General features: G+C 31.4%; 17 protein-coding genes. 10 read left to right on the top strand and 7 right to left on the bottom strand.

Features of this window, described 5'->3' with window-relative positions; translation table 11 throughout:
* Positions 1–138: 138 nt before the first annotated feature.
* A complete protein-coding gene (gene hssS, locus JV528_RS03120) occupies positions 139–1,512 on the bottom strand; it encodes a heme sensor histidine kinase HssS (protein ID WP_000477338.1) in 1,374 nt (457 codons plus the stop codon).
* On the bottom strand, positions 1,505–2,179 hold the full coding sequence (gene hssR / locus JV528_RS03115; protein ID WP_000249498.1) for a DNA-binding heme response regulator HssR: 675 nt from the start codon (positions 2,177–2,179) through the stop codon (positions 1,505–1,507). Before hssR ends, hssS begins: the two co-directional genes overlap by 8 nt.
* Positions 2,180–2,314: 135 nt before the next feature.
* Between hssR and JV528_RS03110 the strand changes: the two genes are divergently transcribed.
* Together JV528_RS03110 and JV528_RS03105 are read left to right on the top strand one after the other, a co-directional pair.
* Positions 2,315–3,370: an ABC transporter permease gene (locus JV528_RS03110; protein WP_000761393.1), complete on the top strand. Its 1,056-nt coding sequence runs from the start codon at positions 2,315–2,317 to the stop codon at positions 3,368–3,370.
* A complete protein-coding gene (locus JV528_RS03105; RefSeq protein WP_001229913.1) occupies positions 3,370–4,035 on the top strand; it encodes an ABC transporter ATP-binding protein in 666 nt (221 codons plus the stop codon). The genes JV528_RS03110 and JV528_RS03105 overlap by 1 nt, the downstream gene beginning before the upstream one ends.
* A gap of 230 nt (positions 4,036–4,265) precedes the next feature.
* Here the strand turns inward: JV528_RS03105 and JV528_RS03100 are convergent, their stop codons facing one another.
* Positions 4,266–5,234 carry a YdcF family protein gene (locus JV528_RS03100; protein WP_014532687.1) on the bottom strand — a complete coding sequence of 323 codons (969 nt, stop codon included), beginning with the start codon at positions 5,232–5,234 and terminating at the stop codon, positions 4,266–4,268.
* A 194-nt stretch (positions 5,235–5,428) separates the two neighbouring features.
* Here JV528_RS03100 and JV528_RS03095 point away from each other — a divergent pair, with 194 nt between their 5' ends.
* The 4 genes from JV528_RS03095 (at position 5,429) to JV528_RS03080 (ending at position 8,983) form a co-directional block, all read left to right on the top strand.
* On the top strand, positions 5,429–5,884 hold the full coding sequence (locus JV528_RS03095; RefSeq protein WP_000238542.1) for a MarR family transcriptional regulator TcaR: 456 nt from the start codon (positions 5,429–5,431) through the stop codon (positions 5,882–5,884).
* A gap of 239 nt (positions 5,885–6,123) precedes the next feature.
* The gene (tcaA, locus tag JV528_RS03090) at positions 6,124–7,506 is read left to right on the top strand and encodes a glycopeptide resistance protein TcaA (protein ID WP_000833799.1); all 1,383 of its coding nucleotides are present in this window, start codon (positions 6,124–6,126) and stop codon (positions 7,504–7,506) included.
* 30 nt (positions 7,507–7,536) lie between these two features.
* Complete coding sequence (locus tag JV528_RS03085; RefSeq protein ID WP_001792264.1) at positions 7,537–7,665, top strand: hypothetical protein; 129 nt, start codon at positions 7,537–7,539, stop codon at positions 7,663–7,665.
* Between the two features lie 109 nt (positions 7,666–7,774).
* Positions 7,775–8,983 carry a putative multidrug effflux MFS transporter TcaB gene (locus JV528_RS03080; RefSeq protein WP_204177274.1) on the top strand — a complete coding sequence of 403 codons (1,209 nt, stop codon included), beginning with the start codon at positions 7,775–7,777 and terminating at the stop codon, positions 8,981–8,983.
* A gap of 226 nt (positions 8,984–9,209) precedes the next feature.
* Here the strand turns inward: JV528_RS03080 and JV528_RS03075 are convergent, their stop codons facing one another.
* Positions 9,210–9,764, bottom strand: coding sequence for a TetR/AcrR family transcriptional regulator (locus tag JV528_RS03075; protein ID WP_000828571.1), 555 nt, complete (start codon positions 9,762–9,764; stop codon positions 9,210–9,212).
* Positions 9,765–9,884: 120 nt separating this feature from the next.
* Here JV528_RS03075 and JV528_RS03070 point away from each other — a divergent pair, with 120 nt between their 5' ends.
* Together JV528_RS03070 and JV528_RS03065 are read left to right on the top strand one after the other, a co-directional pair.
* Complete coding sequence (locus JV528_RS03070; protein WP_000738244.1) at positions 9,885–10,532, top strand: HlyD family secretion protein; 648 nt, start codon at positions 9,885–9,887, stop codon at positions 10,530–10,532.
* A gap of 12 nt (positions 10,533–10,544) precedes the next feature.
* Positions 10,545–12,476, top strand: coding sequence for a DHA2 family efflux MFS transporter permease subunit (locus tag JV528_RS03065; RefSeq protein ID WP_000213896.1), 1,932 nt, complete (start codon positions 10,545–10,547; stop codon positions 12,474–12,476).
* A 246-nt stretch (positions 12,477–12,722) separates the two neighbouring features.
* On the opposite strand, the gene JV528_RS03060 is transcribed toward JV528_RS03065, so the two are convergent.
* On the bottom strand, positions 12,723–13,361 hold the full coding sequence (locus JV528_RS03060) for a hypothetical protein (RefSeq protein ID WP_000184226.1): 639 nt from the start codon (positions 13,359–13,361) through the stop codon (positions 12,723–12,725).
* A 207-nt stretch (positions 13,362–13,568) separates the two neighbouring features.
* Between JV528_RS03060 and JV528_RS03055 the strand changes: the two genes are divergently transcribed.
* The gene (locus JV528_RS03055; protein ID WP_000620864.1) at positions 13,569–14,489 is read left to right on the top strand and encodes an alpha/beta hydrolase fold domain-containing protein; all 921 of its coding nucleotides are present in this window, start codon (positions 13,569–13,571) and stop codon (positions 14,487–14,489) included.
* 107 nt (positions 14,490–14,596) lie between these two features.
* Here the strand turns inward: JV528_RS03055 and JV528_RS03050 are convergent, their stop codons facing one another.
* Positions 14,597–15,016 carry a hypothetical protein gene (locus JV528_RS03050; protein ID WP_000128656.1) on the bottom strand — a complete coding sequence of 140 codons (420 nt, stop codon included), beginning with the start codon at positions 15,014–15,016 and terminating at the stop codon, positions 14,597–14,599.
* The gene (locus tag JV528_RS03045) at positions 15,013–15,504 is read right to left on the bottom strand and encodes a thioesterase family protein (protein ID WP_025173930.1); all 492 of its coding nucleotides are present in this window, start codon (positions 15,502–15,504) and stop codon (positions 15,013–15,015) included. The genes JV528_RS03050 and JV528_RS03045 overlap by 4 nt, the downstream gene beginning before the upstream one ends.
* A 96-nt stretch (positions 15,505–15,600) precedes the next feature.
* On the opposite strand from JV528_RS03045, the gene corA reads away from it, so the two are divergent.
* Positions 15,601–16,548 (top strand): magnesium/cobalt transporter CorA, encoded by a 948-nt coding sequence (corA, locus tag JV528_RS03040; protein WP_001229248.1) that lies wholly within the window; start codon positions 15,601–15,603, stop codon positions 16,546–16,548.
* Positions 16,549–16,560 lie beyond the last annotated feature (12 nt).

Raw genomic sequence — 16,560 nt, 5'->3', positions numbered from 1 at the left:
ATTAAACCATAAACGACCATCGATATATTTAAAATGTGTTGAATGGTAGAAATTAAATGTTAAGTGGCTAGAAAGCGCTAATCAATATAAAAGATACCTCCTGAAATAAAAACAGAAATGTTTTTCAGGAGGTAGAGATTAATGTGAATTATTTGGCAGTGTAATAGTAAAGGTGGTTACATACTCGTTACTTTGTGTGAATTGGATTGTACCATGATGCAATTCAATGATGGATTTTGTAATTGCAAGACCTAAACCATTGCTATTATCATGTTTGCTCACTTTATAAAAACGTTCAAATAAACGTGCTTCAGCTTGTGGACTAATTGGTGAACCATCATTACTTATTGTGAAAATGATGTTGTTGTGACTATGTTGCAAAGCGATGTCAATGGCACCACCAACATCTGTATATTTAATAGCATTTATTAATAAATTACTCAATGCTTGATGTAACAAACGTTGATTTCCTAGGAAATTGATTGATTCTAGGTCAGCTAAAATGATTAACGACTTTTCATCAGCAGCAAATTGTTCATGTCGAATGATATCTTTAATGAGTTGATCGACTTGAATCTTATCATCGAATAATAAATGTTGGTGATTATCTAATTCGGATAAGAGCAACAATTCAGTTGTTAATCCGCTCAGCTGCGTTGTAATGGTATAAATATCATTTATATATTGTTGTCGTAATGTTTTATCAGAAGTTTGTTGTAACTCGCTTAATAAATGATGAATATGTGTTAATGGTGTTTTGATTTCATGAGATACATTTTGTACAAAATGCTGCCTCATTTGATCAACTTGTCCCAATGACTCTCTCATCTTATTAAAGTGATACTGTAATGTTCCAATTTCATCTTTGCGTGTTTGTTTGATAGGTGTTTCAAAATCACCATCAATTAAGCGTTCGGTCGCTAGCTTTAACTTTTTTACTGGACGAATGATTGAATAGGTTGATGCGATAACTAATGAAATCGAGATAAATAATAACAACATTAACAAGACGGCTAAGAATGTTCTAAACTCGCTAAATGTTTCTCCAATATCTGGACGCATGAATACTGCTATTGAACCGTCTTTTGTCTTAAAGTTAATACCAACAGTATTATCTGTTACATTGTCGAAAAATCCAGTTACGAATAATGCGAATGGTTTATCTTTAATACCATGGTAATCTTTATTATTTAACACGTTGTTAATAGCATTTTGTGATAAAGTATCTTCTCTAAAAGGCTCCCCATAAAATGTCTTATGCCCTTTTTGATCAACGGTCATTATTTGGTAATTCATTTGCCCTAAATGTTTGAAATATTGTTGAATGTGCGTTGGTTTAGCCGATTGTTCATATTGTCTTGCTTCTTTAAGCGTCTTCATGATTTTCGCGTCATTAGATGCTTTTAAATTATAATGATAGTAAACATTTGTTAATACAAAACTTATTAATGCACTAAATAAAATAACCGTAATGGAATAAATCGCAATTCTAGCATAGAGTGTTTTAAACATGATTCTCCACCTTATAGCCTTGTCCTCTTACTGTTTCAATTGTAAGTGTGGCATTTAATTTTTTTAATCTTTGGCGTAGTCGCTTAATATGAACGTCAACTGTTCGTTCATCCCCTTCATAATCATAGCCCCAAATTTTTTCTATTATCTGTTCACGAGTAAAGATTTGCTTAGGACGTGTTGCAAGCATAAATAATAATTGAAATTCCTTGTTCGGTAACGTCATCGTTTTATTAGATACTTGGAGTTCCAAATAGGATTGGTTTAGCGTTAAGTTGCCAATGGTCATTTCTGAATTTGAATTGATATTATATCGACGTAATACCGCACGAATTCTAAAAATAAGTTCCTTAACCTCAAAGGGTTTGGTTACATAATCGTCAGTACCGCTTATAAACGCACGCTCTTTGTCACTAAGTGCATCCCGCGCTGTTAACATAATAACTGGTATATCATAATCATTTTTTAATGTATTACATAATTGAAAGCCGTCCATACCATCCATCATAATATCTACCACTGCAATATCGACACGCTGTTTTTCTAAAAGTTTTAATGCAGCTTCACCACTTGGTTGTGTGTATGCATCAATGTGCTCTGTTTGTAAATGGCTAGCTATATAATTTAGGATTCGAGGATCGTCATCGACAACAAGACATTGCACCATAGCTATAAACTCCCTTATCTTTTTCATTTATTATACATGTAAAATATTTTTGCGTAAAAAAACAATTGTTCATATTGAGTTCATATTTCAACCTTATACTGACGCTAAAGAAGAAATAGGGAGAAGTGAATCGATATGAAATTAGCGATAAAAGAGATTATGTTTTACAAATTTCGTTATATTTTAATCACATTAATCATTCTTTTATTAAGTATTATGGTGTTATTTATTAGTGGTTTAGCTCAAGGGCTTGGTAGGGAGAATATTTCGTTATTTGAACACTTTGATAATGATGAATATGTTGTTCAAAAAATGAAAGAGCCGCAAATTGAGAAATCGCAACTTAGTGATACGCAACAGAATCAAATTAAAAAGGTAATTCATCAAGAACCACATAAAATGAATGTTCAAACATTAAAATTATCTAATAAAGAACAAGATGTGATTACAATGAATGACGTTAAACAACAACGCTTACAACTTAAAAAAGGTGATTATCCTAAAAATGCTCATGAGGTGGCTATTAATGATAAGTTAGCTGCAGACAACATTAGAGTCGGGGATAGATTACATTTTAAAAATAATTCAACTAGTTATAGAGTTTCTGGTATTTTAAACGACACAATGTATGCGCATAGTTCCATTGTGCTATTGAACGATAACGGATTTAATGCATTGAATAAGGTTAATACGGCATTTTATCCAGTGAAAAATTTAACGCAACAACAACGTGATGAGCTTAATAAAATAAATGACGTTCAAGTTGTGAGTGAAAAAGATTTAACAGGTAATATTGCGAGTTATCAAGCAGAGCAAGCACCGTTAAATATGATGATTGTTAGTTTGTTTGCTATTACAGCAATTGTTCTAAGTGCATTTTTCTATGTTATGACGATTCAAAAAATATCACAAATTGGCATTTTGAAAGCAATTGGTATTAAGACAAGACATTTATTGAGTGCGTTAGTTTTACAAATTTTAACACTAACAATAATTGGGGTAGGTATTGCTGTGATTATCATAGTAGGACTATCATTTATGATGCCGGTTACCATGCCTTTTTACTTAACAACGCAAAATATTTTATTGATGGTGGGGATATTTATATTAGTAGCGATTTTAGGTGCCTCACTATCATTTGTCAAATTATTTAAAGTGGATCCTATCGAAGCAATTGGAGGTGCAGAATAATGGCATTAGTCGTTGAAGATATCGTCAAAAATTTCGGAGAAGGTTTGTCTGAAACAAAAGTTTTAAAAGGTATTAATTTTGAAGTGGAACAAGGGGAATTTGTCATTTTAAATGGTGCCTCTGGTTCTGGGAAAACAACATTGCTAACGATATTAGGCGGATTGTTAAGTCAAACGAGTGGTACAGTGCTTTACAATGATACACCATTGTTTGATAAACAGCATCGTCCTAGTGATTTACGATTGGAAGATATTGGTTTTATTTTTCAATCTTCACATTTAGTTCCTTATTTAAAAGTGATAGAGCAATTGACACTCGTAGGCCAAGAAGCGGGAATGACCAAACAACAAAGTTCAAAAAGAGCAATACAACTTTTGAAAAATATTGGTTTAGAAGATCGCTTGAATGTATATCCGCATCAGTTATCTGGGGGTGAAAAGCAACGTGTTGCGATTATGAGAGCATTTATGAATAATCCGAAAATCATTTTAGCAGATGAACCCACAGCAAGTTTAGATGCCGATAGAGCAACAAAAGTTGTTGAGATGATACGTCAACAAATTAAAGAACAACAAATGATTGGTATTATGATTACACACGATCGAAGATTATTTGAATATGCAGATCGAGTGATTGAATTAGAAGATGGCAAAATAACTGATTAGTGGCTTGCAAAGACGCTAAATGTTAATGATTTAAGACATAGTAGTATAAAAGTTAGATAACAGAATATGATTTGGGTCTACAAAAAAGCACGTCACTATTATATAAAATGATGACGTGCTTTAGTTTATTTATTTTCAATATAACAATTGTCTAATCAAGGATTAACGAATATTTAAAGATAGTTTGACGCAATATTAGAAACAACCTATAATAATAGTTTGTTTGTGGATTAACTATTATAAATAAAAGCGGCGTAAAGACATATAAACCAACTACTTGAACAATATAACGTTAATAACAATCTATACTGATACATTACGCCTAGATAATCTTTAATGAGCACATGTAAGAAAAAGTGATATGGTGTATGACTTCCGACACCATCGATAGATAAACCTAATTTTTGGGCTAGTCGTAAGGCGCGTAATACATGAAACTGACTTGTTACACAAACAATTTTAACTGCTTCATGATACAAATTGTTGATGATTTGTTTAGAATATAAAAAGTTTGTGTATGTATTTATAGAGTGAGATTCCATTAGTATATCTGTTTTATCAACACCATGTGCAATCAAATAGCGTTGCATAGCTAAAGCTTCAGGAATTGGTTCGTCTGGTCCTTGTCCGCCAGATACAATGATCTTTGTTGCTGATGCTTGTTGTTGATAGATATCAAGTGCACGGTCTAAACGCGCTGCAAGCATTGGTGTGACAAATTCGGTAAAAATACCAGCACCTAACACAATTATGATATCAACTTCTTTGTTGTATGATCTATGTCTATATGATACTGTCCAAACGAGATAACAAATAAAGGTTAGTAACAGGGAAAGACATAATATAGCGAACCACATAGACAAACCTTTCACAATAGGTGACTGAATCGTACTTATAAATAGAAGTGCTGATGTGTAGAGTACAAATTTATATGAAAAAGATAATAATTTTTTAATAAATAAGCGACTAGAAGTATGAGAAAATAAATATCTATGTTTGAATAGCATGATAATACTGATTATTATAAATGTTACAAACATAGACCAAGGGAAAGTATAGGTCATGATGCTATAGATGAGTGACAAAAATATCGATATGACAACTAAGATGTAGCATGTTAAATTTAACGTCAGAGTATAGTTGAAAATTAACGGACAAATAACGATAAGTATAAATATTAATAATAAATTCAATAACATACTGACACCTCGCTTATAATAAATATTAAATATAAATGTAGATGATTTAATTTATTAAAGCAAGGAGAACGTAGCAACATGTAAGTCTTAATTTGTTATATTATATATGGGTCAATATTTTTGTGTTTTTTAGATGTGCGATACAATGATTGCTGAGGATACTTTATAAAAATAGTAATTAGGGAGAAATAATTATGGTAAAACATTTACAAGACCATATTCAATTTTTAGAGCAGTTTATAAATAACGTTAACGCATTAACTGCAAAAATGTTGAAAGATTTACAAAATGAATATGAAATTTCATTAGAGCAGTCTAACGTATTAGGTATGTTAAATAAAGAACCTTTGACAATTAGTGAAATCACGCAAAGACAAGGTGTAAATAAGGCCGCAGTAAGCCGACGAATTAAAAAGTTAATCGATGCTAAATTAGTTAAGTTAGATAAACCAAATTTAAATATTGATCAACGTTTGAAATTCATAACCTTAACTGACAAAGGTAGAGCATATTTGAAAGAACGTAATGCGATTATGACAGATATTGCGCAAGATATTACTAATGATTTAAATTCTGAAGATATTGAAAATGTAAGGCAAGTATTAGAAGTAATCAATCATCGCATTAAAACATATAGCAATCATAAATAGGTTTTTGAAGGTGTTCAAATATAAGACTAATTATGTATGTATTGAACACCTTCTTTTTAGTTATAATTGAGAGAGTACTTTCATAAATAATGTAATAAGGTACAATTCTAAAGTAAAGTTAATCATTTCTTGAATTGTATTCTTGGGATAATATTTGTAAAATAATAATGGTAAAATAATAAAATAATTTTTATGATATACATATAACAATTGAAGAGGAACAGAATTGAGGTGAAAGTATGAAATCTTGCCCGAAGTGCGGACAACAAGCACAAGATGATGTACAGATATGTACACAATGTGGACATAAATTTGATAGTCGTCAAGCATTATATAGAAAGTCAACCGATGAAGATATACAAACTAATAACATCAAGATGAGAAAAATGGTGCCTTGGGCAATTGGTTTTTTCATTTTAATCTTAATTATTATATTGTTCTTTTTACTAAGAAACTTCAATTCACCTGAAGCGCAAACTAAAATATTAGTGAATGCGATTGAGAATAATGATAAACAAAAAGTAGCAACATTATTAAGTACTAAAGATAATAAAGTAGATTCTGAAGAAGCGAAAGTATACATTAACTATATCAAAGATGAAGTTGGGCTTAAGCAATTTGTCAGCGACCTTAAAAATACGGTACATAAATTGAATAAGAGTAAGACCAGCGTAGCTTCTTATATTCAAACCAGATCTGGTCAAAATATATTACGTGTAAGTAAAAATGGCACACGTTATATCTTTTTCGATAATATGAGCTTTACTGCACCTACCAAGCAACCAATTGTTAAACCGAAAGAAAAAACAAAATATGAGTTTAAATCTGGTGGTAAGAAAAAGATGGTTATAGCTGAAGCAAATAAAGTGACGCCAATAGGTAATTTTATACCGGGGACATATAGAATTCCAGCTATGAAATCAACTGAGAACGGTGATTTTGCAGGCCATTTAAAATTTGATTTTAGACAAAGTAATTCTGAAACGGTAGATGTTACTGAAGATTTTGAAGAAGCAAATATATCTGTAACTTTAAAAGGCGATACAAAATTAAATGATAGTTCTAAAAAAGTAACTATAAATGACCGTGAAATGGCATTTTCAAGTTCCAAAACGTATGGTCCATATCCACAAAATAAAGATATTACCATTTCAGCTTCAGGTAAAGCGAAAGGTAAAACATTTACAACACAGACGAAGACGATTAAAGCCAGCGATTTAAAATACAATACAGAAATAACTTTGAATTTTGACAGTGAAGATATCGAAGACTATGTTGAAAAGAAAGAAAAAGAAGAAAACAGCTTGAAGAACAAATTGATAGAATTCTTTGCTGGATATTCTTTAGCGAATAATGCTGCGTTTAATCAGTCGGATTTTGATTTTGTATCGTCATATATAAAAAAAGGATCATCTTTTTATGATGATGTAAAGAAGCGTGTATCTAAAGGAAGTTTAATGATGATTAGTTCACCACAAATTATAGATGCCGAAAAACATGGTGATAAGATTACCGCAACCGTAAGATTAATAAATGAAAACGGTAAGCAAGTAGATAAAGAATATGAGCTTGAACAAGGTTCGCAAGACCGCTTGCAATTAATCAAGACATCAGAAAAATAGAGTATAAATCTTAAATAAGATGCATGTGTCATGGAATACAAACAACATCCTTTCAAAGTATTTACAATTAGTGTGAATTACTTTGAAGGGATTGTTTTTTGTGAAAAAATTTATGGAGTGCTGAGGTTTATATCATTTTATACCTTTTATAAGTTGTAATGATGTTCATGAAACTTGTGAGTAATGCTAATATATAAAAGAGCATATTTAAAATTAGTTTCTGTTCGTGATAGTTATAAACTAATCATTATATAAAGGAGATAGTCATATGAATGATTTAACGCATTTTAACAAGCGTTCACCGATATTTATTATTATTTTAGGATCTTTGACGGCCATTGGAGCATTATCAATAGATATGTTTTTGCCTGGATTACCAGATATTAGGCATGATTTTCAAACAACGACGTCTAACGCACAATTAACATTATCGATGTTTATGATTGGTTTAGCGTTTGGTAATTTGTTTGCTGGTCCAATTTCAGATTCAACTGGGCGCAGAAAGCCACTTATTATAGCTATGATTATTTTTACATTAGCAAGTTTAGGTATTGTTTTTGTACATAATATTTGGCTGATGGTTGCATTAAGATTTCTTCAAGGAGTCACAGGTGGAGCAGCAGCAGTTATTTCAAGAGCTATAGCAAGTGATATGTATAGTGGTAATGAACTAACTAAGTTTATGGCATTATTGATGCTTGTTAATGGTATTGTACCAGTTGTTGCGCCAACAATAGGGGGCATAATTTTAAATTATTCTGTCTGGTGTATGGTCTTTGTCATTCTGACTATCTTTGGCTTCGTCATGGTCATAGGTTCTTTATTAAAAGTACCTGAATCATTAACAGTGACCAATCGTGAGTCAAGTCGTGGATTAAAGACAATGTTTAAAAACTTCAAAATATTATTGAAGACGCCACGTTTTGTATTACCAATGCTCATTCAAGGTATGACATTTGTAATATTATTTACTTATATTTCTGCGTCTCCGTTTATTATTCAAAAAATTTATGGCATGACTGCAATACAATTTAGTTGGATGTTTGCAGGAATTGGTATTACGCTCATCATATCAAGTCAACTTACTGGGTACCTTGTTGATTTTATAGACTCACAAAAATTGATGAGAGGCATGACGATGATTCAGATTATCGGTGTAATTTTAGTGACGATTGTATTGCTTAATCATTGGAACTTTTGGATTTTAGCGATAGGATTTATCATTTTAATAGCACCAGTGACAGGTGTTGCGACACTTGGTTTTACAATAGCTATGGATGAAAGTAGTAGTGGTAGAGGGAGTTCATCAAGTTTATTAGGGTTAGTGCAGTTTTTATTTGGTGGTATTGCATCGCCATTAGTGGGGGTAAAAGGTGAAGATAATCCTATACCTTACATAATTATTATTATAGCTACAGCAGTTATATTAATTGTTTTACAGATTTATAATATGAAGGTATTTAAAACAAATCGATGATAAACATAGTTTCTTCTATTATATTGAATTGAAAAATTAAAAAACAAAACATGAGCTATTCATAGACCTATGAATTTAGCATCAAAAATAAAAATGCCGAGATTATTATGTGGAAATCTCGGCATTTTTATTTTGATAGCACCGTTACATATGTACTATTATCTGTCCATTTGGTTTAACTTTCTCTAGTTGTTTTATAGCATTTCTTTATTAGAATGAAACCGTATTATTGGTTTTGAAGTTTAATCGTATTAGCCAATAAAATGTCAGCAACTTCTTCAGGTGATTCATTACAACCATTCGAAAGCCAATTAATAAATACTCCAGCTTGACCGCCTATGATATATGTAACATAAAGCTGTTTATTGGTTACTGTAGTACTATAGTCATTCATAATTTGTTGATAGTAATCTCTCGCTAAATTTATATAGTCTATGAATAATGTTTTCATTGGATAGGTAACTAAAATGTCTTTGAAAAACTGCTCATTGTGCTTGATATACTTAGCAATAATAATGAAGAATTTATAAAGTTTAAGCTTATCCTGTTTAATATTTTCGAAATTATGATGTAGCGCGCTTAGAAGAAATTGGAATTTTTCTTTATGCTTTGAGTTGATGGTATCCAATAAATCAAATTTATCTTTGTAATAATCATAAAAAGTAGAACGATTAATATTACAATACGCGCAAATCATTTTAGTGGATATTTCTTGAAAAGGATATTCAGCCATCAAATCAACAAGTGCGTTTTGAATTTCTATTTTGGCTTGTCGTTTCATATTGTTACACCTTTGTGAATTTTAACCAACACTCTTATAAAAATTGTTGGTGTTTTTTTAGTTATCATGTCTCTATAATAAATAAAGTGAATTTTAAAAGCAAATAGGAGGAAATGTTTCATGAAAAAGATGATATTAATTAATGTCATTACGGTTGTTGTACTGTTAGCAATTGGGATTGCTGGTTTTTATTTCTGGAATAAAACAACAAGTTATATAACAACTGATAATGCTAAAGTAAATGGCGATCAAATTAAAATAGCAAGTCCAGCTTCTGGGCAAATCAAATCACTAAATGTTAAGCAAGGTGATAAACTTGATAAAGGTGATAAAGTAGCAACAGTTACTGTTCAAGGTCAAGATGGCGAAACTAAAGATATGGAACTTAAAATGCCACAAAAAGGTACAATTGCTAAATTAGATGGCATGGAAGGTTCTATGGTACAAGCAGGCAATCCAATTGCTTATGCTTACAATTTAGATGATTTATATGTAACTGCAAATATTGACGAAAAAGATATTAAAGATGTTGAAGTTGGTAAAGATGTTGATGTGACTATTGACGGTCAAAAAGCTTCTGTTAAAGGTAAAGTTGATAGTATTGGAAAAGCTACTGCTGCTAGTTTTTCATTAATGCCATCATCAAATAGTGATGGTAACTATACTAAAGTATCTCAAGTTATACCTGTTAAAATTACGTTAGATTCAGAACCGTCTAAACAAGTTGTTCCTGGAATGAACGCTGAAGTAAAAATTCATAAAAATTAAGGGGGTCATTAAATGACTACGACCTTCATTATTAGCTACATTGTTTTAGCGCTCATTATTGTTGGGGTTATCAATTTAATATTAATAAGATCAAGAAGAAAAGCAAAACGCCAACAAAAGGAACAACATTTTGCGACACGTCAATCAAATCAATCTAAATTTAAAGCAAGTGATTTAGACAGAACAACTGATCAATCGTCACAACATACGGCGCGTGAAGAGGCACGTATTGACAATAAAGACAATCAGAATCAAGTTAGTCTAACTGATCATGCGAAAGGGTCTGAACAAGATCAAGAATTATTCAATGATAATAAGGATGATGAAGCATTTGCTGCTAAAAATCCTGAATCAGAAGAATATAAAGTAAATGAGAAAATTAAAAAAGAACATAAAAACTATATTTTTGGTGAAGGTGTTTCACGCGGTAAAATATTAGCGGCATTATTATTCGGTATGTTTATTGCGATTTTAAACCAAACATTATTAAATGTTGCTTTGCCAAAAATTAATACGGAATTTAATATTTCTGCGTCAACAGGGCAATGGTTGATGACGGGATTCATGTTAGTAAACGGTATTTTAATACCAATTACGGCGTATCTATTTAATAAATATTCATATCGAAAATTATTTTTAGTTGCGTTAGTACTCTTTACAATTGGTTCATTAATATGTGCGATTTCAATGAATTTCCCAATCATGATGGTTGGACGTGTATTACAAGCCATTGGTGCAGGTGTACTAATGCCATTAGGTTCAATTGTTATTATTACAATTTATCCACCTGAAAAACGTGGTGCTGCCATGGGTACAATGGGTATTGCAATGATTTTAGCACCTGCAATCGGTCCAACATTATCAGGTTATATTGTACAAAATTACCATTGGAATGTGATGTTTTACGGTATGTTCATTATCGGAATTATTGCAATCTTAGTTGGTTTTGTATGGTTTAAGTTATATCAATATACAACAAACCCTAAAGCTGATATCCCAGGTATCATTTTTAGTACAATTGGTTTTGGTGCTTTGTTATACGGCTTTTCAGAAGCGGGGAACAAAGGCTGGGGTTCTGTTGAGATAGAAACAATGTTTGCGATTGGTATTATCTTTATTATTCTATTTGTAATAAGAGAATTAAGAATGAAAGCACCAATGTTGAATTTAGAAGTATTGAAATTTCCAACATTTACACTAACAACAGTAATTAATATGGTTGTAATGATGAGCTTGTATGGTGGTATGATTTTATTACCAATTTACTTACAAAATTTACGTGGTTTCTCAGCATTAGATTCCGGATTGTTATTATTACCTGGTTCTCTAATTATGGGTCTACTAGGACCATTTGCTGGTAAGTTGTTAGACACGATTGGCTTAAAACCTTTAGCCATTTTTGGTATTGCTGTCATGACTTATGCAACATGGGAATTAACTAAATTGAATATGGATACGCCATATATGACAATCATGGGCATCTATGTACTACGTTCATTTGGTATGGCATTTATTATGATGCCAATGGTAACAGCAGCTATTAATGCGTTGCCGGGACGACTTGCCTCCCATGGTAATGCCTTCTTAAATACGATGCGTCAACTAGCTGGTTCTATAGGAACAGCAATCTTGGTTACTGTAATGACAACGCAAACTACACAACATTTATCAGCTTTTGGGGAAGAGTTAGATAAAACGAATCCTGTTGTACAAGATCATATGCGTGAATTAGCATCGCAATATGGTGGTCAAGAAGGCGCAATGAAAGTGTTATTACAATTTGTAAATAAACTAGCAACAGTTGAAGGGATTAATGATGCATTTATAGTTGCAACGATATTTAGCATCATCGCTTTAATTTTATGTTTATTTTTACAAAGTAACAAAAAAGCAAAAGCTACGGCTCAAAAGATAGATGCAGATAATAGTATCAATCATGAATAAATAAAATAAATTAATTGAAGTGTGACTAATCAAAAATTATGTTGTGGGGACATGATTTTTAAAGTATCGGTGCCAATATATGGTTATCGATACTTTTTTTATTTGTTGATTTGTAGAATGTTAGAGGAATTATATTAAAATTTGGCATTGACGTAGTAGGTCATTAATAAAGAAAAAGCAGGAAGTGGGTCAACGAAATGAATTTTGTGAAAATAACATTTCTGTCCCAATCCCTACTATATAACATTATTTTAAACGAGGCATGCGATTACGGAAGAATAAGCTTATAACAAGTAAACCGATGCTACAGCCCAGTAAAATGATGCCGTTATGAATAGCGTCAGCTTCTGTTATTACTTGATCTGGTGGTACATTTAAATAATATTTTTTTAAAGCATCTGCAATTTCTTGTGCGAGTGCTTTAATAATATAACTGAAATACAATGTAATGACTAACATAATTGTTAACACTAAAATATTTACTACTTTTAGAACTGTGCGATTAAATACAATTGTCAGTATTGTTATGACTAGGCTAACGATACATAAAATAAAGAAACCGTTAAAGACTAAAATTAAGCGATCGATTCCTTGTTGTAAATCATTGATATTACCCAAATTAATATTTAATTGATGCATTTTTCCAATTGTCTCGTTAAAATTTTTAATGCCATCAAAATCTACAGATTCTTTGGTGAAGACAATATTAAAAATGGGTTGTTTCCACATACTGTATCCAGCGATTGCGGTTAATATAACAACAATGATTTGAATAATCATGCTTACCAATGAACGTTTTTTCTTACCATATCGTTTACCACGATGAATATTCGGTTGTTGAAATGTCTCATCAAATGGTTCTAATCGTTGATTAGGATTTGTCATGCAAGGTACCTCCGTATAAAGTTCTTTTCTTTACTTATCAATATGTCTAGTTGTCTGTTATAATGATGAAAAATCACTGTTCAATTGTAGTCTTAAATTTGAAAGTGAAAAAGAAAATATCTTCTACATTATATACTTTTTTTGGCAAAGAATGTAGGGGATAGACAATCATTGGATACATAAAATATATAAAGGTAGGTTAAGACATTGATTAGAAACCGTGTTATGAATAGCGTTGTCAATAAATATTTGCTTCACAATCGCTCGATTATGTTTAAAAATGATCAAGATGTTGAAAGATTTTTTTATAAAAGAGAAATTGAAAATAGAAAAAAACATAAGCAGCCTTCAACATTAAATGTTAAAGCAAATTTAGAAAAATTATCATTAGATGATATGCAAGTCTTTCGCTTTAATTTCAGACATCAAATTGATAAGAAAATTTTATATATTCACGGTGGATTCAATGCACTACAACCATCACCGTTCCATTGGAGATTGTTGGATAAAATCACTTTAAGTACATTATATGAGGTTGTACTGCCTATCTATCCAAAGACACCAGAGTTTCATATTGACGATACTTTCCAAGCGATACAACGTGTTTATGATCAATTAGTATCTGAAGTAGGCCATCAAAATGTCGTAGTCATGGGTGATGGTTCAGGTGGTGCACTGGCATTATCCTTTGTACAATCTCTTTTAGATAATCAACAGCCATTACCGAATAAATTGTATTTAATCTCACCAATTTTAGATGCAACACTATCTAATAAAGATATTTCGGACGCTTTAATCGAACAAGATGCGGTTCTAAGTCAGTTTGGTGTCAATGAGATTATGAAAAAATGGGCGAATGGCCTACCATTAACAGATAAGCGCATATCGCCAATTAATGGCACAATAGAAGGATTACCACCAGTTTATATGTTTGGTGGTGGACGTGAAATGACACATCCTGATATGAAGCTATTCGAACAAATGATGTTGCAACATCATCAATACATTGAGTTTTATGATTATCCTAAGATGGTACATGATTTTCCAATTTATCCAATTAGACAATCACATAAAGCTATTAAACAAATTGCCAAATCGATAGATGAGGATGTAACACAAAACAACTAATAACATACAATTGACCCAGTTACGATTTCATGGAAGATGATATTTGACATGAAAACGCAATTGGGTTTTGTTTTTGAAAATATAGCAAGGATTATATAGACTAATTGTTAATGCGCTTCTGAGTGAAAATCACCAATAAGTGTATTGATATGCGTGATGATAAAGTATTGCCCTTTAATTTGATAAAATTGATCTAAAAAATTATCGAATTGACGTGGAATATCACTAAGTTCTGCAAAGTTAGCTGTTTTATCATAATTGCGATGAGCAACCTCATTTTGAAATTTATCATAATGTTCTAAGAAATGTTGATCTTCAAGCTGTTGTTCCACAATAGTCATAATATTATCGATGGCTTGCTTTTGTCCTTGAACATAAGCCATATGCACGCCACGCTTAAGTAGCTGATTTGCTGGTCCGTTAATGTATAACCCTTTTTGTGCATTTAATTCTGTTAATTCAAACTTAACATCATCTAATAAATCTAGTAATTCGATATGAATCTTTTGTTGTAATGCATCTGTCATTTTAATGCTCCTTTGTGTGGAATTGCTATTTTATGTCCTAATTGTTCAGGCCAAGTGATAGTTGGTTGATTTTTATAATAGTGTGCTATTTGTGTTGAAAATGATTCAGGAAAAGCATCAGAACGACGTGTGTGCTGATTAATTCCCATCATCATTACTTCATTTGTTGATGCTAGTGTACCATCTTCTTTAGTTAATGTTAAAAATAAATGCAACCGCTTATAATCGTAATCATAAATATATAAAGTAACAGTAAATACATCGCCAAGAGACAATTCTGAGAGGTATGTCGTATGTTCTTCTAGTGTAAATAGCGTATATGCTAAATTTTTGCGTTCTTTTAAAGAAAGACCGTGGCTGTAATTAAAACGATTCACGACGTCACTAAAAATGATATTATAATTTGCATCATGCATATGATTGTTATGGTCAATGAATTCAGATGTTACGGTTTGAGTATGTGTAAAAAGTTGTTTGATAATAACCATCTCCTTAGTGACTATCATACTAAAATAAATTAAGACATACACGTTATTTAATTCATGATAAAATAATAGAGAATTCGTTATTTAGGGGGAGTATCGATGGCTTTAACGATACGGTATCAAACTACATACGAACCGTTTAAAGTAGTTGATGATATCAAAGAGATACCAAAAGATGCGACTATTGTTTGGTATGATTTTGATGAACCGAATGAACAAGAAAATGAATGGTTTAAAGCACATTTTAATTTTAATGATTTAGAAGTGGATGATGCAATTAACGGTATGCCACGAGCTAAATATAAATCTTATAAAGATTATCAATACTTAGTATTCCATAGTATTATGGGGTCAAACTATTCACCAATAGCACTAAATATTTTTATACAAGACAATGTATTAGTAACATATCATCATCAAACGTTGGAATCATTAAATAAAGTAGTCTATAAGTATATGAATACATTAGATGCAGAATTAGATTGTGCAGATGTCGTCATATTAATTTTAGATATGATGGTTGATAAATATTTCAACTTTGTTTATGCACTTGAAGATAGTGTTTATCATTTTGAAGACCGCCATGTAGATGATCGCTTTAATAAAATGGTCATGGATAGTGTCTTTAAGTTACGTTCGGATTTGATTAAAGTAAAACGTGTACTGTTTCCTATGCAGGAGCTAATTGATACAATGAAACAAAATGGTGATTTGATTATAGATAATAAACATTCGCTATACATTCAACATATCGATGACCACTTGATTAAGCAACGTAATATCATTCGTACTGCACAAGAAATGACAAACGAGATACGAGAAAATTTTGAGTCATACACGTCATTTAGAATGAATAGTATTATGCAAGTATTAACATTAGTATCAGTTATATTTTCACCGTTAACATTCATAGCTGGGATTTATGGTATGAACTTTGTAAATATGCCGGCATTACATTTACATTATGGATATTATATTTGCTTAGCTGTAATGTTTGTTATAGCTGTCGTATTAATCATCTTTTTCAGACGTAAAAAATGGTTTTAAATTAGAAATGAC

Origin of the sequence: Staphylococcus sp. GDB20D11A, assembly GCF_016893255.1 — a bacterium.
GTDB lineage: Bacteria > Bacillota > Bacilli > Staphylococcales > Staphylococcaceae > Staphylococcus > Staphylococcus aureus.
This window is presented reverse-complemented; position numbering and strand designations above follow the sequence as displayed.

What these genes read in the sequence shown, in the direction of transcription:
- hssS (WP_000477338.1), bottom strand. Translation starts at nt 1,512, where the DNA reads ATGTTTAAAACACTCTATGCTAGAATTGCGATTTATTCCATTACGGTT.
- hssR (WP_000249498.1), bottom strand. Translation starts at nt 2,179, where the DNA reads ATGGTGCAATGTCTTGTTGTCGATGACGATCCTCGAATCCTAAATTAT.
- JV528_RS03110 (WP_000761393.1), top strand. Translation starts at nt 2,315, where the DNA reads ATGAAATTAGCGATAAAAGAGATTATGTTTTACAAATTTCGTTATATT.
- JV528_RS03105 (WP_001229913.1), top strand. Translation starts at nt 3,370, where the DNA reads ATGGCATTAGTCGTTGAAGATATCGTCAAAAATTTCGGAGAAGGTTTG.
- JV528_RS03100 (WP_014532687.1), bottom strand. Translation starts at nt 5,234, where the DNA reads ATGTTATTGAATTTATTATTAATATTTATACTTATCGTTATTTGTCCG.
- JV528_RS03095 (WP_000238542.1), top strand. Translation starts at nt 5,429, where the DNA reads ATGGTAAAACATTTACAAGACCATATTCAATTTTTAGAGCAGTTTATA.
- tcaA (WP_000833799.1), top strand. Translation starts at nt 6,124, where the DNA reads ATGAAATCTTGCCCGAAGTGCGGACAACAAGCACAAGATGATGTACAG.
- JV528_RS03085 (WP_001792264.1), top strand. Translation starts at nt 7,537, where the DNA reads ATGGAATACAAACAACATCCTTTCAAAGTATTTACAATTAGTGTGAAT.
- JV528_RS03080 (WP_204177274.1), top strand. Translation starts at nt 7,775, where the DNA reads ATGAATGATTTAACGCATTTTAACAAGCGTTCACCGATATTTATTATT.
- JV528_RS03075 (WP_000828571.1), bottom strand. Translation starts at nt 9,764, where the DNA reads ATGAAACGACAAGCCAAAATAGAAATTCAAAACGCACTTGTTGATTTG.
- JV528_RS03070 (WP_000738244.1), top strand. Translation starts at nt 9,885, where the DNA reads ATGAAAAAGATGATATTAATTAATGTCATTACGGTTGTTGTACTGTTA.
- JV528_RS03065 (WP_000213896.1), top strand. Translation starts at nt 10,545, where the DNA reads ATGACTACGACCTTCATTATTAGCTACATTGTTTTAGCGCTCATTATT.
- JV528_RS03060 (WP_000184226.1), bottom strand. Translation starts at nt 13,361, where the DNA reads ATGACAAATCCTAATCAACGATTAGAACCATTTGATGAGACATTTCAA.
- JV528_RS03050 (WP_000128656.1), bottom strand. Translation starts at nt 15,016, where the DNA reads ATGACAGATGCATTACAACAAAAGATTCATATCGAATTACTAGATTTA.
- JV528_RS03045 (WP_025173930.1), bottom strand. Translation starts at nt 15,504, where the DNA reads ATGGTTATTATCAAACAACTTTTTACACATACTCAAACCGTAACATCT.
- corA (WP_001229248.1), top strand. Translation starts at nt 15,601, where the DNA reads ATGGCTTTAACGATACGGTATCAAACTACATACGAACCGTTTAAAGTA.